Genomic DNA, 24,851 nt, shown 5'->3' on the forward strand with positions numbered 1-24,851 from the left:
AAAAGATGACAGAAGAAATTAAAAATCTGCAGGCACAAGATTATGACGCCAGTCAAATTCAAGTTTTAGAGGGCTTAGAGGCTGTTCGTATGCGTCCAGGAATGTATATCGGGTCAACCTCAAAAGAAGGTCTTCACCATCTAGTCTGGGAAATCGTTGATAACTCAATTGACGAGGCCTTGGCAGGATTTGCCAGCCATATTCAAGTCTTTATTGAGCCAGATAATTCAATCACTGTTGTCGATGATGGACGTGGGATTCCAGTCGATATTCAGGAAAAAACAGGCCGACCTGCTGTTGAGACAGTCTTTACGGTTCTTCATGCTGGAGGAAAATTCGGCGGTGGCGGCTACAAGGTTTCAGGTGGTCTTCACGGAGTAGGGTCGTCAGTAGTTAATGCCCTTTCCACTCAATTAGACGTTCATGTCCATAAAAACGGTAAGATTCATTACCAAGAATACTGTCGTGGTCATGTTGTCGCAGACCTTGAGGTGGTTGGAGATACGGATAAAACGGGAACAACAGTTCACTTCACACCGGACCCAGAAATCTTCACTGAAACAACAATCTTTGATTTTGATAAATTAAATAAACGCATTCAAGAATTGGCCTTTCTAAATCGCGGTCTTCAAATTTCAATTACAGATAAGCGCCAAGGTTTGGAACAAACCAAGCATTATCATTATGAAGGTGGGATTGCTAGTTATGTTGAATATATCAACGAGAACAAGGATGTAATCTTTGATACACCAATCTATACAGACGGTGAGATGGATGATATCACAGTTGAAGTAGCCATGCAGTACACAACTGGTTACCATGAAAATGTCATGAGTTTCGCCAATAATATTCATACACATGAAGGTGGAACGCATGAACAAGGTTTCCGTACAGCCTTGACACGTGTTATCAACGATTATGCTCGTAAGAATAAGTTACTAAAAGACAATGAAGACAACCTAACTGGGGAAGATGTTCGCGAAGGATTAACTGCAGTTATCTCAGTTAAACACCCAAATCCACAGTTTGAAGGACAAACTAAGACAAAACTGGGGAATAGCGAAGTGGTCAAGATTACCAATCGCCTCTTCAGTGATGCCTTCTCCGATTTTCTCATGGAAAATCCGCAGATTGCCAAACGTATCGTGGAAAAAGGGATTTTGGCTGCCAAGGCTCGTGTGGCTGCCAAGCGTGCGCGTGAAGTTACTCGTAAAAAATCTGGTTTGGAAATTTCCAACCTTCCAGGGAAACTAGCAGACTGTTCTTCTAACAATCCTGCTGAAACAGAACTCTTCATCGTCGAAGGAGACTCAGCTGGTGGATCAGCCAAATCTGGTCGTAACCGTGAATTTCAGGCTATTCTTCCAATCCGCGGTAAGATTTTGAACGTTGAAAAAGCTAGCATGGATAAGATTCTTGCTAACGAAGAAATTCGTAGTCTTTTCACAGCCATGGGAACAGGATTTGGCGCAGAATTTGATGTTTCGAAAGCCCGTTACCAAAAACTCGTTTTGATGACCGATGCCGATGTCGATGGAGCCCACATTCGTACCCTTCTTTTGACCTTGATTTATCGTTATATGAAACCAATCCTAGAAGCTGGTTATGTTTATATCGCCCAACCACCAATCTATGGTGTCAAGGTTGGAAGCGAGATTAAAGAATACATCCAGCCAGGTGCAGATCAAGAAATCAAACTCCAAGAAGCTTTAGCCCGTTATAGTGAAGGTCGTACCAAACCGACTATTCAGCGTTATAAGGGGCTAGGTGAAATGGATGATCATCAGTTGTGGGAAACAACCATGGATCCCGAACATCGCTTGATGGCTAGAGTTTCTGTGGACGATGCTGCAGAAGCAGATAAAATCTTTGACATGTTGATGGGGGATCGAGTAGAACCTCGTCGTGAGTTTATCGAAGAAAATGCCGTCTATAGTACACTTGATGTCTAAAAAATCGGGAGAAGTAGTTCCCTTGGTCTAAAAAATATGATATAATCATTACGATTGTTTCAAGTAAAAAAGGAGTTTGATATGTCTAATGGACAACTAATTTATTTAATGGTTGCAATTGCAGTCGTTTTAGTTCTGGCTTATGTAGTGGCGATCTTTCTACGTAAGCGAAACGAGGGAAGATTAGAGGCGCTAGAAGAAAGAAAAGAAGAACTATACAATCTTCCAGTAAATGATGAAGTAGAAGCTGTAAAAAATATGCACTTGATTGGACAAAGTCAAGTGGCTTTCCGTGAATGGAATCAAAAATGGGTCGATTTATCTCTCAACTCTTTTGCCGATATTGAAAATAATCTCTTTGAAGCAGAAGGCTATAACCATTCATTTCGTTTTCTCAAGGCCAGTCATCAAATTGACCAAATTGAGAGTCAAATTACTTTGATTGAAGAAGATATTACTGAAATTCGCAATGCCTTGGCAGACTTAGAGAAGCAAGAATCTAAAAATAGCGGTCGTGTTCTTCATGCTTTGGATTTATTTGAGGAACTTCAGCATAGAGTTGCTGAAAATTCAGAACAGTATGGTCAAGCCTTGGATGAAATTGAAAAACAATTAGAAAATATCCAATCTGAATTTTCACAATTTGTAACCTTGAATTCATCGGGTGACCCTGTGGAAGCTGCTGTGATTTTGGATAATGCTGAAAATCATATCTTGGCTTTGACACATATCGTTGATCGTATACCAGCAATTGCAGCAACATTATCTAAAGAGCTACCAGATCAACTAGAAGATTTAGAAGATGGTTATCGTAAGCTCTTAGATGCTAATTATCATTTTGTTGAAACGGATATTGAAGCGCGTTTCCACTTGCTTTATGAAGCATTCAAGAAAAACCAAGAGAATATTCGCCAGTTGGAATTGGATAATGCCGAGTATGAGAATGGACAGGCACAAGAGGAAATCAATGCCTTGTATGGTATTTTTACTCGAGAAATTGCTGCTCAGAAAGTAGTGGAAAATCTACTTGCAACTCTTCCAACTTACCTTCAACATATGAAAGAGAATAATACTTTATTGGGAGAAGATATTGCACGTTTGAGCAAGACCTATTTACTTCCTGAGACAGCTGCAAGCCATGTTCGTCGTATTCAGACAGAATTAGAGAGTTTTGAGGCAGCTATTGTTGAGGTAACTTCAAATCAAGAAGAACCAACCCAAGCTTATTCAGTTCTTGAAGAAAATCTTGAGGATTTACAAACTCAACTAAAAGATATTGAAGATGAGCAAATTTCAGTTAGTGAGCGCCTGACGCAAATTGAGAAAGATGATATCAATGCACGTCAAAAGGCCAATGTTTATGTCAATCGTCTCCATACTATCAAGCGATACATGGAAAAACGCAATCTTCCAGGTATTCCACAAACTTTCTTGAAGTTATTCTTTACGGCAAGCAATAATACCGAGGATTTAATGGTTGAGTTAGAACAGAAAATGATTAACATTGAATCTGTTACCCGAGTTCTTGAAATTGCAACGAATGATATGGAAGCTTTAGAAACGGAAACTTATAATATTGTACAATATGCAACCTTAACAGAGCAGCTCTTGCAATATTCTAACCGCTATCGCTCATTTGATGAACGCATTCAAGAAGCATTTAACGAAGCTTTAGATATTTTTGAAAAAGAATTTGATTATCACGCTTCATTTGACAAGATTTCTCAAGCATTAGAAGTGGCAGAGCCTGGTGTAACCAATCGCTTTGTTACCTCATATGAGAAAACACGTGAAACGATTCGTTTTTAATAAAAAAAGATTTGATTGTGTGAGGAGCAGAATCAAATCTTTTTTATAGTAATATCTTTAGCAAAAGATTTCAAAATGATAAAAACGCATAATAGCAGATGTAGAAAATCTTGCTACTATGCGTTTTATTATGGAAAGACTTATTGGACTTTCGCTCAAATCGAGTTTTTACTCAACTTCTTTATTTGATTGGAATAGAAATCCCAATTAATTTCTCTGAGTAGAGTGTCTTGATATTGGCTTCATCAATAGAGTCCTTATCAATTTTACGTTTCAAGAAAAATTCTTGAATGGTTTCGATTTCAGGCTCACGAATAGCACGGTGTTTATTTGAGATGAGGATTTCATAGTGAAGCGGCGCTTGGGTGAAAATAACATCTGTATTCCCTGCAGAATAAACCTCAACAAGGGTTGCATCGGTACTTTCTAGCTGACTTTTTACAAGTTGCGAGTGTGAGTTTGTCGTATTGATAAGCTTCATAATATTTCCTCCGATTTTCTAATTCTATTATAGCACTTTTTGAATAAAGTCGCTTGATTTATACTCGATGAAAATCAAAGAGCAAACTAGGAAGCTAGCCGTAGGCTGCTCAAAACACAGTTTTGAGGTTGTAGATAAGACTGACGAAGTCAGTGACCATATCTACGGTAAGGCGANNAGAGATTTTCGAAGAGTATTAGCCAATCTTATGCTGTTTTTTCCAAGATTGGATGGCCCATTTATGGCTACCACGTTTGAGATTTTCAATAGCCTCATCAATAGGGAACCAAGCAATATGATTAAAGTCTTCTAGTGGTTTTTGAACTTCTTTGAAAGAAGTCGCTTCATAGAGGTAGGCAGGATTGTAGTAGTAGGTGTCACGATGACGAGAGTAGAAATATTCGTCAGCTTGTCCGTAATAAGTACCAATTTCAGCTGTGAAACCAAGCTCTTCAATCAATTCACGCTTTAGAGCTTCCTGATGATTTTCACCTGATTCAATTTCGCCACCTGGTAAGAACCAAGCACCATTAGGAGCTTGAACTAAAACTATTTGTTTTTGTTCAGCGTCAGGGATAACTGCATACACTCCATAGCGTGCAACATAGTCTGTATTCGCTTTTTTTTCTCCGAAAGTTGGGTTTGCCATTGCATTTTCCTCACTATCTAGTATCGTTATTATTATCATAATGGACAAAGAGCAAGCTGTCAAGAAATTACAGTTATTTTAGTAAAAAAGAAGCAGAAAATTTTCATTTTCTACTCCCTTTCTATAGGATTTATACTTCTTTTTCAGAAGTCTTTACTTCAGCTTTTTTGGCAGATTTAATTTGAATCTTGCCCTTGCTGGTCATAACTGCCTTGAGGTCTTTTTCGCTTGGATTTTCAAGGTAGTAGTCAGTGATTGCATCCTCTATATAGTCTTGAATGGTACGGCGAAGTGGGCGTGCTCCCATTTTTGGATCATAACCGAGGTCAACTAATTTTTCCTTGACCTTTTCAGTTACATCCAAATGAATGTTGTTGCTAGAAAGGCGCTTGTTAACGTCTGCTAGCATAAGCTCGACAATCTGAAGGAGGTTGTCTTTGCTGAGAGCCTTAAATTCGATAATACCATCAAAACGGTTCATAAACTCTGGGCTAAAGAAGTTGCCGAGTTCACCGAGAACAGAGTTGGTACGTCCTTCTCTAGCAGCCCCAAATCCAACGTTGGCTTCTGCCTTACCTGTACCTGCATTTGAAGTCATGATGATGATGGCATCCTTGAAGCTAACGGTGCGTCCTTGCCCATCTGTCAAACGACCATCGTCCAAGACTTGAAGGAACATGTGCATAACATCTGGGTGAGCTTTTTCCACTTCATCGAGAAGGATGAGAGAATATGGATTGCGGCGAACTTTTTCAGTTAATTGACCAGCCTCATCATAGCCAACATAACCTGGAGGAGCGCCGACCAACTTAGCCACACTATGTTTTTCCATGTATTCACTCATATCAAAGCGAATCATACTGTCAGCAGAACCAAAGAGTTCGATAGCTAGTTGTTTGGAAAGTTCCGTCTTACCGACACCAGTTGGTCCGACAAAGAGGAAGCTTCCAATTGGACGGTTAGGCGTACCAAGTCCAACCCGATTACGGCGAATAGCCTTGGCAATCTTATCGACTGCGTCATCTTGGCCAATAACATGAGACTTGAGGTCTTCGGCTAGATGGATGAGTTGAGATTGTTCTTTCTCTTTTAAATTACCAACAGGGATATTGGTTTTCTGCTCGATAATGTGCTCAATGGTTTTCTCACTGATGATAGGAGTATCCTGGTCTGTGACCTTTTTCTTTTGCATTTCCTTATATTTGGCAATCTGGTCGCGGAAGTAGGCAGCCTTTTCAAAATCTTCTTCTCGTGTAGCTTGAGACTTGAGATTTTCAGCCTCAATCAAGCGTTGATCAATCACTTTAGGATCGACAAAATTCAAGGTCAAGTTCATCTTAGAACCAGCTTCATCTAGGAGGTCAATGGCCTTGTCAGGTAAGAAGCGATCTTGAATGTAGCGATTGGAAAGAGTTGCAGCTGCTTCAATTGCAGCATCGGTATATTGAACGTGGTGGTAGTCTTCGTATTTCTTTTGAATCCCTTTGAGAATAGTGATTGTTTCGTCCACCGTTGGTTCATCGACTTTAACAGGCTGCATACGACGCTCTAAGGCAGCATCCTTTTCAATGATACGGTATTCATTGAGGGTAGTAGCACCGACCAGTTGCAGTTCTCCACGAGCAAGGGCTGGCTTGAGGATATTTCCTGCGTCCATATTACCATCACTCGCAGAACCTGCACCAACAATTTCATGGATTTCATCGATAAAGAGGATAATATCCTCACGTTTGCGAATTTCTTCCATGAGTTTTTGCATGCGTTCTTCAAATTGTCCTCGGATACCCGTTCCTTGGACCAGGCTAACCACATCCAGACGGATGACTTGTTTACCTTGTAGTTTATGTGGAACATCGCCATCAACGATTTTCTGAGCTAGACCTTCGACAACGGCTGTTTTTCCGACACCTGGTTCACCGATAAGAACAGGATTATTCTTGGTTCTACGATTGAGAATTTCTATGACACGGATAATCTCATCGTCGCGCCCAATAACGGGGTCAATGTCTCCACGACGGGCAATCTCAGTTACGTTGATACCAAATTCTTCCAGCAGGCCTTTTTCTTGGCTAGGTGGAGGAGTTTGGGAAGATCCATAATTTTGAGAACCATAACCGCCGTTTCCACCGTAACCTCCACCTGATTGGGTTGGGGGAATAGGAGGAGTATTGCTAGAAGGTCTGAAATTGTTTAGGTCATTGAAAAAATCACCAAAGGGATCGAAGTCACGATTGTTCAGATCCGTCATACCTTTGAAGAGACTGTTGTTAGGGTCTGTTTTGATAATCTTGTAGCAGTTTTGACAGAGGTCAATTTGTTTTTGTTTTCCATTGAGATTGGTGTAAAGATGAATTGTTGAGTCATTAATTTTACAGTTTTGACAAAGCATACATCTACCTCATTTCTTTCTTTAGCTTGACCTGTCCAAAGGTCAATAATAGTCAAATTTCTATACTCTCATTATAACAGGATTGGGGTGTAAAGCAAGTAAAAAGATTGCAGCTTTGAGAAGTTGTTACAATGAAAATTTTTTTGAATTTGGACTATAAAAAAATCCTATTTGTGAGACAAAAAGGATTTTGGTTAGACATGCAGGGTGTAATCCCAGCTTGTTTTGTATTAGTAAAGGAGTTCGTAAATCTCCATTGCAATCAAGTCAATGCTGTCAAACGTATAAGTTTCGCGAGCTTCGACATCACGAAGGGTAAAGATTGAGCCGTTTTCTTCGTCGTGGCTGTATGCAACTTCTGCAACAACAACTCCTTCGCGTTCAAAATTACGTTTTAAATTTCCGCCGTCTTTTGCCATTGCTTCAAGGCGGTTGATGATTCTAACCAAATGTGATTCCATTTTGATTCTCCTTCATTTCTTATCGTTACTATTTTACCATAAAGGAGGCCAACTTGACTAGAAAAAACTAAGATTTCTCGCTAATTCTGCTAGTTTAAAGATTTTTAAATAAATTGGATAAAAGGTTTGAATTTTAATTCAATATATGTTATAATCATACAGTACTCTATTTTAGAAAGCAGTGTGACTATGAATTTTTCTTTTTTACCTAAGTATTTACCTTATTTTAACTATGGGGCTGTCGTGACGGTTCTCATTTCTATCTGTGTTGTCTTTTTGGGAACTATTTTGGGTGTTGTCTTGGCTTTTGGGCAACGTTCAAAGTTTAAACCGCTTGTTTGGCTCGCCAACTTGTACGTTTGGATTTTCCGTGGGACGCCAATGATGGTTCAGATTATGATTGCCTTTGCCCTTATGCACATCAATGCTCCGACTATTCAGGTTGGGATTTTGGGTGTTGATCTTTCTCGTCTGATTCCAGGGATTTTGATTATCTCTATGAACAGTGGTGCTTATGTTTCTGAGACTGTTCGTGCTGGAATCAATGCGGTTCCAAAAGGTCAGCTAGAAGCGGCCTATTCTTTAGGGATTCGTCCTAAAAATGCTATGAGATATGTGATTTTGCCACAAGCAATCAAAAATATTTTGCCAGCATTGGGGAACGAATTTATCACCATTATCAAGGACAGCTCCCTCTTATCAGCTATCGGTGTTATGGAGTTGTGGAACGGGGCTACAACAGTTTCTACAACAACCTATCTACCTCTGACACCACTTTTATTTGCAGCCTTTTATTACTTGATTATGACCTCTATTTTGACAGTAGCCTTGAAAGCTTTTGAAAAACGTATGGGACAAGGAGATAAGAAATAATGACAGATATCTTGATAAAAATTGAAAATTTACATAAATCCTTTGGAAAGAATGAAGTATTGAAGGGCATCAACCTCGAGATTCAAAGAGGAGAAGTTGTCGTGATCATCGGTCCTTCAGGTAGTGGGAAATCTACCTTGCTTCGCTCTATGAATTTGTTGGAAGAAGCGACCAAGGGGAAGGTTATCTTTGAGGGAGTCGATATTACGGACAAGAAGAATGACCTCTTTGCTATGCGTGAGAAGATGGGCATGGTTTTCCAACAATTTAACCTCTTTCCAAATATGACTGTGATGGAAAATATCACCTTGTCTCCTATTAAGACCAAAGGTGAAAGTAAGGAAGTTGCTGAGAAGAGAGCTCAAGAACTTTTGGAAAAAGTTGGTTTACCAGACAAGGCAACTGCTTATCCACAGAGTTTGTCAGGTGGCCAGCAACAACGGATTGCTATTGCGCGTGGTTTGGCTATGGAACCTGATGTCTTGCTTTTTGACGAGCCAACTTCAGCCCTGGACCCTGAGATGGTTGGAGAAGTTCTAGCTGTTATGCAAGACCTTGCCAAGTCAGGAATGACTATGGTTATCGTAACACATGAGATGGGATTTGCCCGTGAGGTGGCAGATCGTGTTATCTTTATGGCAGACGGTGTGGTTGTTGAAGACGGAACACCTGAACAGATTTTTGAACAAACCCAAGAACAACGGACTAAGGACTTCTTGAGTAAGGTTTTATAATCTATTTTAAAATTTCAAGACAAGATTAGTGAAAAGCTCAACCAGAGCTTTTTCTTATAGTTTGAAACTATAAGGTTTCCTAGGAAAGAAGTGTTAGAGGGGACCAACAGTTTTTGGTATAATGGAAGATATTTGAAAGAAAAGAGAAGTGATATGACACAGATTATTGATGGGAAAGCTTTAGCGGCCAAATTGCAGGGGCAGTTGGCTGAAAAGACTGCAAAATTAAAGGAAGAAACAGGTCTAGTGCCTGGTTTGGTAGTGATTTTGGTTGGGGACAATCCAGCCAGCCAAGTCTACGTTCGCAACAAGGAGAGGTCAGCTCTTGCGGCTGGTTTCCGTAGCGAAGTAGTGCGAGTTCCAGAGACTATTACTCAAGAGGAATTGTTAGATCTGATTGCTAAATATAATCAGGATCCAGCTTGGCATGGGATTTTGGTCCAGTTGCCATTACCAAAACACATTGATGAAGAGGCGGTTCTATTGGCTATTGACCCAGAAAAGGATGTGGATGGTTTCCATCCTCTAAATATGGGACGCCTTTGGTCTGGTCATCCAGTCATGATTCCTTCGACACCTGCAGGAATTATGGAAATGTTTCATGAATATGGGATGGACTTGGAAGGTAAAAATGCGGTCGTCATCGGTCGTTCCAATATCGTTGGAAAACCTATGGCTCAGCTTCTTTTGGCAAAGAATGCTACAGTGACTTTGACCCACTCACGCACCCATAATCTCGCTAAGGTTGCTGCAAAAGCGGATATTCTTGTTGTAGCAATCGGTCGCGCCAAGTTTGTGACTGCTGACTTTGTCAAACCAGGTGCGGTTGTCATTGACGTTGGGATGAACCGAGATGAAAATGGGAAACTGTGTGGGGATGTGGATTATAAGGCAGTTGCACCACTTGCTAGTCATATCACGCCAGTCCCTGGAGGTGTCGGCCCTATGACCATTACCATGCTAATGGAGCAAACCTATCAGGCGGCAGTTCGGACATTGGATAGAAAATAAGAGAAACATTCGCTGAATAGAGTGTATTTTCTATAGGTATATCTAAAATGGCAGAAATGAATATTAAATTTTAGATATAAGATTAAAAAAGACAAACTATAAGAAAAGTCAATAGTTTTATCTAAAATATTTCTTGTTTCAAATTTGCTGATTTTAGAGCACGTCAAAAATCCCTTGAAAAAATCCATTTTTTCAAAGGTGTTCCTGTGTCAAATTCAGAAGTTACATCACTTTTTGTTCGTCAAAGGGTAGCTCGTTTTTGAGAAGATAAAACAGCATTCTGATAAGTTTTTTTGCAAGGTGAATGATGGCTACATTGTAATGTTTTCCTTGTTCTAACTTATACTCATCTGTTTTCAAACAGCATTCTAGTCCATCGCCGATTAACGATGGATTTTATCATTTCCTTCTCCAGTCCTTGTATGGCATCTTCCAAAGTTCGAAAGGCTTTATTCTTAAATCCACGTTTACGAATCTCTTTCCACACTTATTCAATGGGGTTCATCTCTGGTGTGTGTGGAGGAATAAATGCAAAGCCAATATTAGTCGGAATCTTTAAGGTACTTGATTTATGCCATATAGCATTGTCTATGACAAGTAAAAGATAATCATCTGGATAAACTTGTGAAAGCTCTTCTAAAAAGGCGTTCATCCACTAGACTTCCTGCGAAACAAAAATATGATACAATAGAATTATGAAGCAAGTAAACAATTAACTGATGTTCGGTTTAAGCGCCTTGTTGGTGTTCAGCGTACTACTTTTGAAGAGATGTTAGCTGTGTTAAAAACAGCTTATCAACTTAAACACGAAAAAGGTGGACGAAAACCTAAATTAAGCCTAGAAGACATTCTTATGGCCACTCTTCAATACACGCGAGAATACCGCACTTATGAACAAATTGTGGCTGATTTTGGCATTCACGAAAGCAACTTAACCCGTCGGAGTCAATGGGTTGAAGCAACTCTTATTCAAAGTGGCTTTACGATTTCAAAAACTCATCTTAGTGCTGAGGATACGGTGATTGTGGATGCAACAGAGGTAAAAATCAATCGTCCTAAAAAAAACAATTAGAGATTATTTTGGTAAAAAGAAATGCCATGCTATGAAGGTTCAGGCGATTGTCACAAGCCAAGGGAGAATTGTTTCTTTGGATATTGCGGTGAACTATTGCCACGATATGAAGTTGTTCAAAATGAGTCGTAGAAATATCGGACAAGCTGGTAAAATCTTGGCTGACAGTGGTTATCAAGGGCTCATGAAGATGTATTCACAAGCGCAAACTCCGAGGAAATCAAGCAAACTTAAGCCACTAACTCTTGAAGATAAATCCTATAATCATGTGCTATCTAAAGAAAGAATCAAGATTGAGAATATTTTTGCCAAAGTAAAAACGTTTAAAATGTTTTCAACAACCTATCGAAATCGACGTAAACGCTTCGGATTACGAATGAATTTGGTTGCTGCTATTATCAACCGTGAACTAGGATTTTAGTTTTGTAGGAAGTCTAATAAAATATATGAATTTGTAGAAGGTGAAGAAAGATCATACCCGGGTGAAATATGTTTTGAAAAATGTGATATCGACCTATGCGATGTATTGATATTTAACAAAACCTTAGGTGAAGGACGCTTCAATGGAAAGTCTATTGGTTTACAACAATTTATAGATGAATATACAGACTCAGAATTTGAAATCATTATTGAAGGATATTATGGCAACACAACTACATATACAGGATGGATGCGGGAAGATGGGAAACGACCAGTGACGGCAATTATGTATATTTGGAATAGCGGAGATATGGTGTATAACGTAAAAAAAAATAAACGATTTAAAACAACAATTTTATATGATAATTATTTGGAGAAAAAGAGGTATTGAATTTAAAGATGATAAAATATACAAATATAAAAGATATCGTTGAATATGGATTAGATACTATTTCTGATAAGGAAAAAATAACAATGAACCTGAAAGACTTTCTATACATTAGACGAGTTTTAGAGGAATATATGCGTTATCTACATAATCCTGATCATTATCCCGATATAGAAGCAATTCAAAATTTTTTAGGTGATGCTTCTTCGGGAGGCGGATTTGAATGTTTAAGCACAGCTATTTATAACAAAGTATATAAAGTTGATTTGCCGGCGAAGATTGAGAAAATGATTGATGATGGTTTATTTGAACACCCTCTTTCTCCCAGCTACTATAAGAAAGATGAATAAGTAATAATTGGATAGTATTGTAATAGTAGAAAATATAAATATATGTGGATACGTAAATTCGAAGCTGTAGGAAAGGATAAAAAAGTGGAAATAGTGTTTGTTAAATTTTAACTAATGAGGAGTTCAGATTTTGATAAATGAAATAAAGGCATATTGGGACAAGCAGAAAAAAGAATATGAGGATAGATATAAAGAGACATTTTTAAAGGACTATGAAAGATCAACAGAATACCTTAAAAAAATGGAAAGCTACTTGTTATCCAAACAAAAAGAATATCCTTCAGATATTGATATAGTATGTACGCTGGCTTCTTTAAAGTTAGAGCTTAGACGCTGTGAGTATATAAGATATTTAAATTCTTTTCTTGATAAATTTGAAATTTGTTTAGATAATGCTCAAAAAGCAAGAGTTTACACCAATATTGCATTTAACCATGATTATACTGTAGAAGCATTAGAATATTTACTAAAAGCAAAGGATTTAGATTCTCCTTTTGTTGAAACATATACAGGATTGGGGCTTTATTATTTTAGTATGTACCAGTCTAATGAAAATAAAGAATGGCTTATATTGAGTCAAAAATATTTTGAAAAAGCTAAAAATATTGATGATAGTTATGAATATTCCTTCAATCATGCAGTCTCTTTATATGAACTCAAAGAATATGAGACAGCTAAAGAAATATTTTTAGAATTATTAAAAAAATATCCTGATAGAACGAGTCTATTGCTTAGCATTGCATACTGCGAAGTATATCTTGGTAATAAAGATAAAGCAATATGTTGGTTAGAAAAAGTAAAGTCAGGAGAAGATGAAAATTACAATTTGAAAACAGATGATATTTCTGCGGAGCAAATTTTTGATGTCTATTATGTACTTGAAGAATTCGACAAATTCTTACATTACTATAGCGATGAAGTTATTTGTCAATACTATCTAGCTGACTGGGAACACTATTATTATGCTTTATGGTTAAAGGATGAAAAAGCAAAATTTTTTGTCCTTGAAGAAAAAAATAGACTCTATTTAATGGATGCTATTAAAGAAGCTATAGTTGATGATGACTATGCGAGCGAGGAAGATAAGAAGAAATATATTGAGGAATTGGAAAAAGATAAAAGAGAATATGAAGAAATGATTTCTCGTGTAAAATCTCTAACTTTCAAACCAAAAGTGAGGCTTAAGCTGTATCCAGAGTTTTCTTGCTTCATGGTAGACTGTGTGAGACATAAGTTTAAATGAAATGTTGTAAAAATTTGAAGTTGGTGCTGCAACATTTTATTTGAAAGTGCAAAGAAATATCTCCAAGAACATTTAGGTGAGAGCAAGACCCTAAATATATCCAAATGGAAGGCAGAAATTGGCACTTTTGGGAAAGAAAAAGATGGTCTATATTCTCAAATCAAAGATATACGAAAAGAAGTGGAACAGGCTGAAAGTGTCAGAAGCTGTATAGATAAATTACTACAAGAAAAAAGAGGATTAACACAGGTAAAGAAGAAAGAGTTAGAGGTATAAAATTCGAATAAAATCAAAATAATAGTATGATACTAAACGAATTTTTGAGTGAAGAAATATAAATAAATATTGCGTGCATGGTGAAAAATTAAGATTGACATTTTGTATACAAAGATATATAATTTATACGTAATCTTGTTTTTAAAATTAGATATAAGTTAGTATCATTATTGTACTTTAAGGAGGGTTGATTTTGGAGAAAATATATAGAAGAAGCCTGGTTGCGGTTATTTATAATTTAATAATAATGATTTTTGGAGCGCTTGTTGCATTTTTAATTTCCGGAGTAATTGGAGGATATAAAGTTGCAATTACTATATCTTCTATCATCATTATTTTGGTTGTAATAAGTATATTCAGGCAATTGAGAACTAAAATAATTATAAATGGAAATGGTTTATCGATAAACGATGGGAAAAAGGAATTTACCTATAATCTAAATGAAGTTCATATTTCTTCAGAACAAAGAAACAATGACTCGTTTTTCTTATATCTTTATACAGAAGATGGTAATAAGGAAATGTTTGATTTATCTTCGCTAGGAAAAAGAAAATATAATGAACTTATTGAAGATTTAGGAGTGGTTGGAGTAAAAAGCAAAACAATTAAATTAAATGATGTTAATAAAAATAATTAAAAAGGAGAATGAAAATGGAGAAATATTTAGAAGCATTTTTTTCAATGGGAGTATATGCCTATTTTGTGATTGCAATTTTTATATTAGCGGCTGTTTTTTCGTTTGTGTCAATTAAAATGAACAAAAATGCCTTGACTAAATGGTTAGCTGTACATCCTAATGCGGTAAAAATTGAGCTTTCTTCGGGAAATAATGTAATCACTCAAAAACAATTATATGCTAGAGTGATCAGTGGTGAAGCTGCTATTTTTAGTGAAAAAGCAAAATATATAGTTTGTGCAGATCCAGGAGATATTGTTTTAGAAGTAACTTACACATATACTAGACCTGGAGTGTTACATAAAAACGTTACTACAACATGGGGACCTGCAAAAGTGGAGCTTAATGTTGAAAGAGGAAAAGACTATTTACTAAGTTTTGATAAGAAAGAAGAGCAATTTAAGTTATCTAGTAAATAATTATTTGATTGACTTGAGTTGAAGGAATAGCTATCGTTCAAAAATTTTGTATTAAAGATAGTTATCATTTAATATTATGTATCGATTTAATTAACAGCAAATCAAACAGGTTTGCTGTTTTTTCTTATTTATTTTTTCGCCGAATTGTAAAATGAAGTGCAACAAAAAACGGTTGTTCGACAAATCCTGTTGGTGAATCTAATTATGTGACAAATAAACCACCCGCTATGCGGGTGCGCATCGAAGGTTATACCAAAAAAACTCCAATCGCGATACAATAAAGGTGTTCAAGCCTATCATATAGCGAGAGGAGAAAAAATATGGCTGAAAAAGCTAATAGTTTACCACATACAAAATGGATGTGTAAATACCACATTGTTTTTCTAAAATGTTAGAATCTTCAATGTATTGCAATAATGTATAATGAGTGAATTAACTGTTATAGTTACTTAGTTTTAAATAAGCATGTTATAATAAAGCTATGGCATATAGTACAGATTTTAAACAAGGAGCATTAGATTACATCAAAGAGGGACACAGCCATGTAGAGGCAGCTAAAGTTTTTGATGTTGGTGTCAGAACTCTCTTCACGTGGGAAAAGAAATTACGTGAACAAGGACACTTAGAGCGGAAAAAGCGAGTCATCAAAAATCGGAAAATCCCTTTAGAGGAATTGAAAGCCTTTGTAGAGGATCATCCAGACGCTTTTTTACGGGAAATTGCGGCACATTTTGATTGTGCTGTTCCTTCGGTATGGGCAGCTTTAAAGCAGATTAAGGTCACTTTAAAAAAAGACGACTAGCTTTAAGGAACAAGATCCAGAGAAAGTCGCTGAGTTTCTTGATGTTTTGAATAGCCTAAAAGATTTACCAGTCGTATATATTGACGAAACGGGAATCGGCCGCTATCTCTATCGTCCTTATGCACGGGCTCCTAGAGGCAAGAAAGTCTATGAAAAGATTAGCGGACGGCGTTTTGAGCGGAGTTCAATTGTTGCAGGACAAGTAGATGGAGAGTTTATAGCTCCCATGATTTACAAAGAAAGTATGACAAGCGATTTCTTTGTGGAGTGGTTCAAAACGCAACTCCTGCCTGCTTTGAAGACCCCTCATGTCATTGTCATGGACAATGCTAGTTTTCATCCCAAGAACATTTTGGATGAACTCTGCATCCAAAATAGACACTTTTTCTTACCTCTACCACCTTATTCACCAGATTTGAATCCCATTGAGCAGGCTTGGGCTATCTTGAAAAAAAGTGACGGATTTATTAAGGGAAGTCCCAAATATTTTTGAATGTTTAGAGCGCTTTTTAAAAACTAAATGAGTATATTGGGTAGTGGTTGCTATAATATTTAAATACAGTTAAGAAAAAGCTAGTAGTAGTGTACCTATAATGAAGTAGAATAATAAAAAAGCATGCTATAACTATAACGAATACATAATTTATAGTAAGAATACAATAGCGAATATCGCTTGACAATTAGTTATAATAGATATACGATTTAATCATGAGGTTAGTTCAGGAAACATAAGAGGCCTTCGGTATCTGAAACATTCTGTAGAAATGATGACGTATTTAATAACGATATAATAATTAAGAGAGCAAACAAAGTGAGAGTACCAACTTATATTAAAGAAGAAAATTACAATATAATAAATATAGATGATACATTTACAAGTATTAGTATTTGCAACAACTTAGAAAGTGGAGATACCAACGAACTGTATGAAATTTATTTTTATGGTTCACTTTTTGAAGAACATATGATTTGTGGTATGTATGATGAAAAAAATGAGATTAGCAATCCTTGCATGATAGTAGCAAAATATATACATACAGGAAAAGAAATTCTACTCTATGATGAAGCTAAATATGGATACAATCCTATGTTCTGTGATGAGATAAATTTAGAAGATATCAAAAAACGTCCACTTTCTAAATTAGAAATTCCAAACTCTAAAATTGAAATAGATTTTACCTATAGCATTGATTTTGATGAAGAGAAAGAAGATTTTGAATTTGATGAAGATGACTTTACAGAAACTATTAACGGAGAAAAAATTTCTTTTGAAGAAGTGAAGAGAAATGGATTTGATTATATAAAAATTACTGCTATAGACGAACTAGATACCAAAAGAGTTATCTGTGAGTTAGAACTTGCATAAGTTTATTAATTACGAGAGGTAAAATATAAAAGCAACGAATGAAGAATTTAGAAAATTAAGTAATGAAGACAAGTTGAAATGTATTCAAATATAGAGGAGACAACTGAAATGGGTGAAACAGAAAAGAAATTAACATACGCAAAGATTACCATAGAAAATATTAAAAGTTTAGATGAAAACTCTTATTATGATGTTGTTGATCCAATGTGGGAAACAATTAATATTTATGATGGATATGATGAGTATATTCAATCAGCGCAGACTTTCACTTTAGAGCAAAGATATTTATTAGCCATTACTTGGTATTTTGTAGAAGTAAATAATGGAGGTCATCATCAGTTTTTATATAATCCTACAGGGATAGTTTGGGAAGATGCAATAAAAGGTTTCAAACATTTTGGAATGAACGAATATGCAGGTAATTTTCAAAAAGTTGTAGACTATTGTGGTGGGACAATATCTTTTGGTAAAGAAGAAAGATACCATATGCTAGAAATATTGGAAGAAAAATACGGAGAGGAATTTTTTAAGATTTTAGGTGAAGCCGATGATTTCATTTACGATTATGAAGGTGAAGAAAACGAACTAAACTACATCAAATCTCACCCTGAAAAGTTTGTATTTGAAGGAGAATACGAGAGCTTTTACAATCGGCGTTAAAAAAGAAAAAGTAATCTTCTAAAAAAGTTGAGAGAATGGTGCTTGAGTGAAAAATCTTTAGCATGCGAAAAAGAGAAATAATGAGAGAAATACTTGATAGAGGAAATGGATAAACGATATGGATGGAGTATTTGAATGGTTAAAAGCACATTATCAGTATGTCTTGATAGCAGGCGGGTTACTATTTTTAATCGGTGCGATAAGAGATTGGAAATGGGTGTATCAAGCTACAGGCGGAGATAAGGCAAGATACGCATTTATTTTTGAAGTGTGGGGTGAGAAAGGATATAGAGTCTTTATAGGACTGTGTGGATTGTTGCTTATGATTTGTGGTGTTGTATTTTTAATGTTGGATAAACGATAGGATAGAGGTTAAAGAGAATTATGGATCCTAGAAAATTATGTCAAGAGGCTTGGCAAGAAATAGCAAGTCATTTCCCAGATTTTAAGGTGCTTTCAAAAGGTCAAAAATTAAAGAGAGTTACGAAAGATAAAGATATTTTCTTTGAAATATCTTTTCAAGCAAACAGACGTAATTATAAGTGCAGCGTAGAATTTATTCCACATATTGGTATTTACTCCAAATCAATGAAAAAGGCCGGTATCAATAATGGTTTTATCTATGGTGGAGATTTAGGCTCACTAAGCTCAAGAAAACCGTATGAGTGGTGGCAACTTGCAGGTGCAAGCTATAAATATACTGTGAAAGAAGTAAGCGAGCTTATCAAAATACACATTATTCCAATATTTGATTATTTCGAGGACACTCAAGCAAATATTGATAGAATTATATCGGGAAGTTATATGTCAGATAGTTTGCTATACTATATATTTTATTTTGGCGGAAAAAATAAAGCACAGCAATATTTCAATAAAATTCTTAAGGAAAATAAATTAAGAAATAGGTATATCAGCTTTTACGAATCATTGAAAATGCTACCTCCAGAAAACATTAATTTGAATTATTCAGAATTTTCCGGAGCTATTATGATTAAATTTGCATATTTGAATGGTATTGAAATAGAAAAATAAGTTTTAATTTTTACCGAAAGGAATTATAAAGAATACATGCAAGAACTCAAAAAACATTTAAAATCTAGAATAGAAACAACAATGGACAGTTCATAAAGGCGTTAATTTTTAACGAGTCAAAATATATTTTTGAAAACTGAGGAAATTGGTAAAAATAAGATAAATAAGGAGTAAATTATGAAATATCAAAAAGAAAACAGGAAAGAATTTTTTGCGTATATAGAAAAGCTTATAGATGAAGATAAATATACAGAATGTATCACAGCGTTGGAAAACATCCCTATGGAAGAACGGGATTACAAAGTATGGTATCAGCTTGCTCGTACCTATCAAAACTTCGCGATTGTCGGCAATGATGATAAAGGAACACCTAGTTTTATTGGCGATAAATTTTTATTAAAATCTATAGATATTTTGAATTCGGTTAGAGAAGAGGGGAAAGATAAGGCTGAATGGAATATGCGTATGGCGTATGCCTATCAATATTTGACTCATGAGGAAGAAAGAGCTATTCCTTATGCCTTGCGTTGGGTGGAGTTAGATCCTGAGGAACAGAATGCTTTAGAAGTAGTAAAAGAGTGTAAAGAAGAAATTGAAAAAAGAGCATTCAGAGCCAATGTGGCTACTGATAAAGTAATCAATCAAGAAACTGCCGAAATTGACGAAGACTGGTGCATTTATCTATGCAATGCATTTGCTTACGACTTACCGGCTGTGGTTCGAACCAATTTAGCTCTTATGAATTTTGAATTTACTGCAAACTACCCTAAAAGGCTTCAATTACAAATATTATATAAGAATGCTGATGACAACGGTTTTCCTACAAGAGAAGAAGGGGAGTATGTATATTCTATAGAAGACTCTGTAGTAGAGATTATTGAACAACATGGAGACATGTTAGCAGGCGTTGTGAAATGCGATGAGCGGGCACATATTTTTGCGTATGTTAAGAATGAGTTGGGGTATTACGATGAAATTTCTGAGATGATGTCGGAAAAATTCCCTGATTATGCTTATACATTGGCAGTCTTTGAAGATAAGGACTGGGTCATGTACTTTCATGCACTGTATCCTGACAGATATGAATATCAAAGCATTATGAATATGAGGCTTATTGAGAATATTGAAAGTAATGGTGATAGTATGGTGCCGAGAGTACTCGAACATTGCCTGTGCTTTACAACAGAAGAAAATGGGGAAGTCTTTTTAGCCAAAGTGATGGAAGAAGGTTTTATAAAACTGTCATCAGAAAATCTGAGCAACAATGAAGCTATAGATAAGGAACATCCATATGAACTTGTCATTGGCAGGGAAGATGCTTTTGAAGATATCGACGAAACTGTCTGGTATCTTATGGATCTAGCAGAAGAATTTGACGGAGAATATGATGGCTGGGCATGCCATATTGTAAAGTAGCGTGAAATAGCACTTTAAAGAGATGAAGCGAGATGAAAACTTCCCTTAAAAATATAGATTTCAACAAGCTCTTTGTTCAATAAGATTGATGAAATAATTTTAATAGAAAATAACGATGTTATGTTGTCTCACTTATTTTACAAATCAGGCGTAAATGATTCAGTGTAAAAAACAATTGAAACTACTCAATTATTGTGATGTATTCACAGTGATATTTTATGTTTTAAAAGGAGAAAAATATGAGTTTTTATAAAAAAGTTATCAACGGATTATTTAATAGTTCAAAGGAAAAAAATGAAGAGTATTCTAAGATTAAAGAAGCACCTCTTGCTTATTGGGAAGAATTTTCACTTATGTTAGCTTTAGTACCTAATAATTACTCACTTACAGAAGATATTTTTGAAAATATTAAAGCTATTGATGGTATAGAAATTAAAGAAAAAAGTCTTCCAAGTGAAGATTATCCTGGAAAGATTGTTCTATCATATAAAGGAACTGATTTTGATGTAAGATTCTATCTTGGAGATTTTTATGCAGAAGAAATGTATCAATGGGAATTACAATATTTTACAGAAGAAGAAAAAGAACATATTTTAAATTCAAAGAATGCCTTAATTGTTTATATGAAATTTGAAGGAGATGCTAAAAAATGTTACCATTTACAGCTTAAGCTTGTATATGCTATGGTTCCTGAAATGGTTGCTCTTTGTGATGAAAGTGCTGAAAGAATGTTAAATAAAAAATGGGTTGAATTAGCAGCAAAATCAAATGTACTTCCTTCTCCATCAAGCATATATACTGTTCAAGCTGTTTGTGATGAGAATGAAGTTTGGTTACATACTCATGGTTTATGTAGATGTAATCTTCATGAAATAGAGATTTTAGATTCAAATAAGAAAGATTATGAATCACATTATAGCTTACTTTCTAATTACGCTTCTATAATGATAGATGGAAATTATTCTAATGAAGATGAAGAAGAGATACATTTAGGAATGTTTTATGATGGAGAGCCAATAGTTGCTACATCTAAAAAATGGATTGATGCTTTGAAATGTTATCCTAATATTAATATTGGAGGGATTGAAGACAGAAAAAAATCGCATAATTCTAAAACAAATATAATTTTCCTATATGAAAGCGAAGAAGATTGTAATAATAACATTTTAAGTTTACCTTCAAAATTTACAGAAAAGTTTGATAATAACCCATTAATGTTCTTAAGTACTGAAGAAACTGCTAGAATGAGTGATTTAGCTAGAGAAAGATTTTCTTATGTTGAAAGAATGCTTAAGAAAAAACAAGAAGGTAATGAAGATATTACTATTATTATTAAATTAGGACTTGAAACAATAGATGAAGAAGGTAATTTGGATAGTACAAATCTTGAACATATTTGGTTTGAAGCTATTTCTATGGAAGGAGATAGTTTCAAGGCAGTATTGACTCAAGAACCATATCATATTCCAGATTTACATGAAGGTGATGAGGGGACATATTCTATTAATTATGTAAGTAATTGGATGATTTATACTGAAGAGAGTGTAATAACACCAGAGACTGTATACATGTTAGATTTATAAGAAAATAAAATAGATCCTATGATAAAAAGTCTGTAAATTTAATTCAAGCCTTCTATGGTAAAATCGGATCTTTGTCAAATAAGATTGATGAAACAATGTTAACAGAAAATAACGATGTTTTTTGTCTCATTTTTTTACAACTTGGGTAAGTATAAATAATCGCCTAAGTTCTTATTAATCACCTAAAAATATGATATAATTAGGCGAAAAGAAAAGGAGGTAGGCGAATGCGACTTTTTAGTTATGAAAATCTAGCAAGAAGTAAGTGGGATAGTGAAATTATAAATCTTCTTTCACAAATTCATGAGCACAAAGGAAAACAAGAAGTTTTTTTGACACGCAAGCCTGCTGTTTTAGATAAATTAGTAGAGATTGCTAAAATTCAAAGTGTAGAGGATTCTAATAAAATAGAGGGAATTGTTACTACAGCAGTCAGAATAAAAGAGTTAATGAATCAAAAAACAACTCCTAGAAATAGGGATGAAGAAGAAATTCTTGGATATAGAGATGTATTAAATACGATTCATGAAAGTTATGAATATATTCCAATCAACAGTAACTATATTTTGCAACTTCATAGAGAACTATTTAAGTATAGTGAAAAAGGAATTGGTGGTCGATATAAAAATACGCAGAATTCTATTGTGGAAAAAGATAAAGAGGGTAATGCTGTAGAAAGGTTTAAGCCATTATCTCCATATGAAACACCAGGAGCAATTGAGCAAATCTGTGATGAATTGAACAGGGCTTTTGATAAGAAAGAAGTAAATTCATTACTTTTAATTCCAATTTTTATCCATGATTTCCTTTGTATTCATCCTTTCAATGATGGGAATGGAAGAATGAGTCGTTTATTAACAACCCTCTTGCTATACAGACAAGGATATGTAATTGGGAAATACATTAGTTTAGAAAGTAAGATAGAAAAAAGCAAAGACAGTTATTATGTTGCTTTAGAAAAAAGTGGGTTAGGCTGGCATGAAAACAAAGAAGATCCTGTGCCGTTTATAAAATATATTCTTAGAACGATATTAGCTGCTTATATTGATTTTGAAGAAAGGGTTGATTATGTAGACGAAAAAGTGCCTACAATTGAACTTGTTAGAAATGCAATTGATAGGAAATTAGGTAAATTTACTAAAAGCGATATGATGGAATTAGTTCCAAGTGTAGGAAAGGCTACAATCGAAAATATGCTTAAGCAATTAACTGAGGAATCGTACATTGAAAGACATGGTAAAGGAAGAGCGACCTTTTATGTAAAAAAGTAGCTAAGTAACTAGATTTTAAGGTGAACTTATGAGGAACAGTATGAAGTTTATACACGATAGAAATAGCAACATTCTTTTCAGTCTTCATGATAGTAGGGTGAAAGAAATCATATATTGCAACGAAACTTTGACGTTACAAGTTAATAAAATATATGAATTTGTAGAAGGTGAAGAAAGATCGTATCCAGGTGAAATATGTTTTGAAAAATGTGATATCGACCTATGCGATGTATTGATATTTAACAAAACCTTAGGGGAAGGACGCTTCAATGGAAAGTCTATTGGTTTACAACAATTTATAGATGAATATACAGACTCAGAATTTGAAATCATTATTGAAGGCTATTATGGGAACACAACTACATATACAGGATGGCTGCGGGAAGATGGGAAACGACCAGTGTCGGCAATTATGTATGTTTGGAATAGCGGAGATATGGTGTATAACGTAAAAAATAAATGATTTAAAACAATAATTTTATAAAGGAGAAAAGCTCATGAACAAATTTGAGAAGAGAAAATTGTTACAAGAATATCAAGTCAAACAAATGGAAGAATTTGAAGAGAACTTACCGATGGAAAAGAAATTATTTTATGAATTATTTGATTATCTAAATGATAAATCAGAAACAGTAGATTGTAATCACGATTTTTCTTTAACAAATGAGTTTTTGAAAGATAAAAATGCGGATATTGAAAAGGTTATAGAATTTTTGCGAGAAAATGGTGCTGGTTGCGATTGTGAAGTGATTTTTAATGTTGAGGAAAAGTTTGAAGAATAAAATGTTTGTATTAGAAATAGACAGGTAAATTTGAAGTTGTAAGGAGAAATAGTGATAGATGCAATCAATACATAATATTTTATGTGAAAAACTAAATCCGAGAAGTGGAGTTATCAAAATAAGTAGTTCTAATGATGAAGATAGAATTTATTTCGATATAAGTTGGGAGGGAGATTTCCATTTTATAGTTACTGGTTGGGTGCATTACGGGTGGTATTATGTACAAAGAGATAAACAATGTATATCGCCATCTTATGTTTATCAAAGAATAGATGATAGAGCGTTATCTGTTATGCAACACATTATAGACGAAATTGAAAATGGAAAATATAACAACAAAAAAACTGAAAAAGAAAAAATTAAACAGGTTCTTGAAGAAAGAAATCTAACCTCTTTTATGAACAATACAAAATGGAAAGAACTAATAGATTCTATCATGGAGAACATGAGAGACATCCCGATACAATATAAGACGTTTTTTGATGAAGAAGAGCCTAGCATATATTGGACGATTGATACTGATGAACATTTTTTTCATATGAATATGAGAATTGTTGAATGGTTTAAAATTAGAAGTAAATTTGAGAAAGTTCTTGGTCAAGGGCGTTTAATTGAGCCAAAGACATGTGTTACTGATAAAAAATCAGAAATAGAGCGCATGCTTAATAGATTTAGTATTCCTTATGAATATGATGATATTGAAAAATGTTTTATTATTTTTGGGTATAGATAATGA

The 24,851-nt window shown here is 35.0% G+C and carries 24 protein-coding genes and 3 pseudogenes; 22 read left to right on the forward strand and 5 right to left on the reverse strand.

From position 1 onward, the window contains the following. Positions 1-5: 5 nt before the first annotated feature. Complete coding sequence (gyrB, locus tag HT732_RS03205; protein WP_173253934.1) at positions 6-1,952, forward strand: DNA topoisomerase (ATP-hydrolyzing) subunit B; 1,947 nt, start codon at positions 6-8, stop codon at positions 1,950-1,952. 81 nt (positions 1,953-2,033) lie between these two features. Next, positions 2,034-3,761 carry a septation ring formation regulator EzrA gene (gene ezrA / locus HT732_RS03210; protein WP_173253935.1) on the forward strand — a complete coding sequence of 576 codons (1,728 nt, stop codon included), beginning with the start codon at positions 2,034-2,036 and terminating at the stop codon, positions 3,759-3,761. Between the two features lie 181 nt (positions 3,762-3,942). Here ezrA and HT732_RS03215 read toward each other — a convergent pair whose 3' ends face one another. From HT732_RS03215 to HT732_RS03230, 4 genes are all read right to left on the reverse strand, one after another. Beyond that, positions 3,943-4,242: a DUF1827 family protein gene (locus HT732_RS03215; protein ID WP_000767194.1), complete on the reverse strand. Its 300-nt coding sequence runs from the start codon at positions 4,240-4,242 to the stop codon at positions 3,943-3,945. A gap of 196 nt (positions 4,243-4,438) precedes the next feature. Next, a complete protein-coding gene (locus tag HT732_RS03220; protein ID WP_000013080.1) occupies positions 4,439-4,891 on the reverse strand; it encodes an NUDIX hydrolase in 453 nt (150 codons plus the stop codon). 130 nt (positions 4,892-5,021) lie between these two features. After that, positions 5,022-7,280, reverse strand: a complete 2,259-nt coding sequence (locus HT732_RS03225) for an ATP-dependent Clp protease ATP-binding subunit (protein ID WP_173253936.1) — start codon at positions 7,278-7,280, stop codon at positions 5,022-5,024. Positions 7,281-7,510: 230 nt separating this feature from the next. Continuing rightward, positions 7,511-7,741 (reverse strand): DUF1797 family protein, encoded by a 231-nt coding sequence (locus HT732_RS03230; RefSeq protein WP_000443570.1) that lies wholly within the window; start codon positions 7,739-7,741, stop codon positions 7,511-7,513. Between the two features lie 189 nt (positions 7,742-7,930). Here HT732_RS03230 and HT732_RS03235 point away from each other — a divergent pair, with 189 nt between their 5' ends. The 3 genes from HT732_RS03235 to HT732_RS03245 all read left to right on the forward strand — a co-directional run bounded on the left by HT732_RS03235 (position 7,931) and on the right by HT732_RS03245 (position 10,359). Next, on the forward strand, positions 7,931-8,614 hold the full coding sequence (locus HT732_RS03235; protein ID WP_001011642.1) for an amino acid ABC transporter permease: 684 nt from the start codon (positions 7,931-7,933) through the stop codon (positions 8,612-8,614). After that, positions 8,614-9,348, forward strand: coding sequence for an amino acid ABC transporter ATP-binding protein (locus tag HT732_RS03240; protein ID WP_173253937.1), 735 nt, complete (start codon positions 8,614-8,616; stop codon positions 9,346-9,348). The genes HT732_RS03235 and HT732_RS03240 overlap by 1 nt, the downstream gene beginning before the upstream one ends. Positions 9,349-9,501: 153 nt before the next feature. Further along, entirely contained in the window at positions 9,502-10,359 is an 858-nt protein-coding gene (locus HT732_RS03245) for a bifunctional methylenetetrahydrofolate dehydrogenase/methenyltetrahydrofolate cyclohydrolase (RefSeq protein WP_173253938.1), read from the forward strand. 346 nt (positions 10,360-10,705) lie between these two features. Here the strand turns inward: HT732_RS03245 and HT732_RS03250 are convergent. Continuing rightward, positions 10,706-11,014 (reverse strand): annotated as a pseudogene (locus tag HT732_RS03250) (transposase); the annotation flags it as partial. Between the two features lie 36 nt (positions 11,015-11,050). Between HT732_RS03250 and HT732_RS03255 the strand changes: the two are divergent. From HT732_RS03255 to HT732_RS03340, 17 genes and pseudogenes are all read left to right on the forward strand, one after another. Beyond that, positions 11,051-11,852, forward strand: a pseudogene (locus HT732_RS03255) (IS5 family transposase); the annotation flags it as partial. A gap of 105 nt (positions 11,853-11,957) precedes the next feature. Then, positions 11,958-12,242, forward strand: a complete 285-nt coding sequence (locus HT732_RS03260; RefSeq protein ID WP_205380662.1) for a hypothetical protein — start codon at positions 11,958-11,960, stop codon at positions 12,240-12,242. Positions 12,243-12,250: 8 nt separating this feature from the next. Next, positions 12,251-12,589 (forward strand): hypothetical protein, encoded by a 339-nt coding sequence (locus HT732_RS03265; protein ID WP_173253939.1) that lies wholly within the window; start codon positions 12,251-12,253, stop codon positions 12,587-12,589. 130 nt (positions 12,590-12,719) lie between these two features. Next, the gene (locus HT732_RS03270; protein WP_173253940.1) at positions 12,720-13,832 is read left to right on the forward strand and encodes a tetratricopeptide repeat protein; all 1,113 of its coding nucleotides are present in this window, start codon (positions 12,720-12,722) and stop codon (positions 13,830-13,832) included. Between the two features lie 469 nt (positions 13,833-14,301). Beyond that, on the forward strand, positions 14,302-14,745 hold the full coding sequence (locus tag HT732_RS03275) for a hypothetical protein (RefSeq protein ID WP_205380664.1): 444 nt from the start codon (positions 14,302-14,304) through the stop codon (positions 14,743-14,745). A gap of 14 nt (positions 14,746-14,759) precedes the next feature. Then, positions 14,760-15,203 (forward strand): hypothetical protein, encoded by a 444-nt coding sequence (locus HT732_RS03280; protein WP_173253941.1) that lies wholly within the window; start codon positions 14,760-14,762, stop codon positions 15,201-15,203. Between the two features lie 481 nt (positions 15,204-15,684). Next, positions 15,685-16,529, forward strand: a pseudogene (locus HT732_RS10255) (IS630 family transposase). Between the two features lie 287 nt (positions 16,530-16,816). Next, entirely contained in the window at positions 16,817-17,371 is a 555-nt protein-coding gene (locus HT732_RS03295; protein WP_173253944.1) for a hypothetical protein, read from the forward strand. Positions 17,372-17,479: 108 nt separating this feature from the next. Then, positions 17,480-18,031: a DMP19 family protein gene (locus tag HT732_RS03300; RefSeq protein WP_173253945.1), complete on the forward strand. Its 552-nt coding sequence runs from the start codon at positions 17,480-17,482 to the stop codon at positions 18,029-18,031. Positions 18,032-18,149: 118 nt separating this feature from the next. Then, positions 18,150-18,395: an immunity 17 family protein gene (locus HT732_RS03305; protein ID WP_173253946.1), complete on the forward strand. Its 246-nt coding sequence runs from the start codon at positions 18,150-18,152 to the stop codon at positions 18,393-18,395. Between the two features lie 20 nt (positions 18,396-18,415). Next, on the forward strand, positions 18,416-19,063 hold the full coding sequence (locus tag HT732_RS03310) for a DUF4304 domain-containing protein (protein ID WP_173253947.1): 648 nt from the start codon (positions 18,416-18,418) through the stop codon (positions 19,061-19,063). A 177-nt stretch (positions 19,064-19,240) separates the two neighbouring features. Then, positions 19,241-20,479, forward strand: a complete 1,239-nt coding sequence (locus HT732_RS03315) for a DUF695 domain-containing protein (protein ID WP_173253948.1) — start codon at positions 19,241-19,243, stop codon at positions 20,477-20,479. Between the two features lie 239 nt (positions 20,480-20,718). After that, positions 20,719-22,062 (forward strand): DUF4026 domain-containing protein, encoded by a 1,344-nt coding sequence (locus tag HT732_RS03320; protein ID WP_173253949.1) that lies wholly within the window; start codon positions 20,719-20,721, stop codon positions 22,060-22,062. Between the two features lie 227 nt (positions 22,063-22,289). Continuing rightward, the gene (locus tag HT732_RS03325; RefSeq protein ID WP_001236326.1) at positions 22,290-23,333 is read left to right on the forward strand and encodes a Fic family protein; all 1,044 of its coding nucleotides are present in this window, start codon (positions 22,290-22,292) and stop codon (positions 23,331-23,333) included. 40 nt (positions 23,334-23,373) lie between these two features. Next, positions 23,374-23,796: a hypothetical protein gene (locus HT732_RS03330; protein ID WP_173253950.1), complete on the forward strand. Its 423-nt coding sequence runs from the start codon at positions 23,374-23,376 to the stop codon at positions 23,794-23,796. 34 nt (positions 23,797-23,830) lie between these two features. After that, positions 23,831-24,115 carry a DUF2695 domain-containing protein gene (locus HT732_RS03335; protein WP_173253951.1) on the forward strand — a complete coding sequence of 95 codons (285 nt, stop codon included), beginning with the start codon at positions 23,831-23,833 and terminating at the stop codon, positions 24,113-24,115. 58 nt (positions 24,116-24,173) lie between these two features. Further along, positions 24,174-24,848: a DUF6678 family protein gene (locus HT732_RS03340; protein WP_173253952.1), complete on the forward strand. Its 675-nt coding sequence runs from the start codon at positions 24,174-24,176 to the stop codon at positions 24,846-24,848. Positions 24,849-24,851: the final 3 nt, after the last annotated feature.

Source organism: Streptococcus sp. 5346 (assembly GCF_013277455.1).
Classification (GTDB): domain Bacteria; phylum Bacillota; class Bacilli; order Lactobacillales; family Streptococcaceae; genus Streptococcus.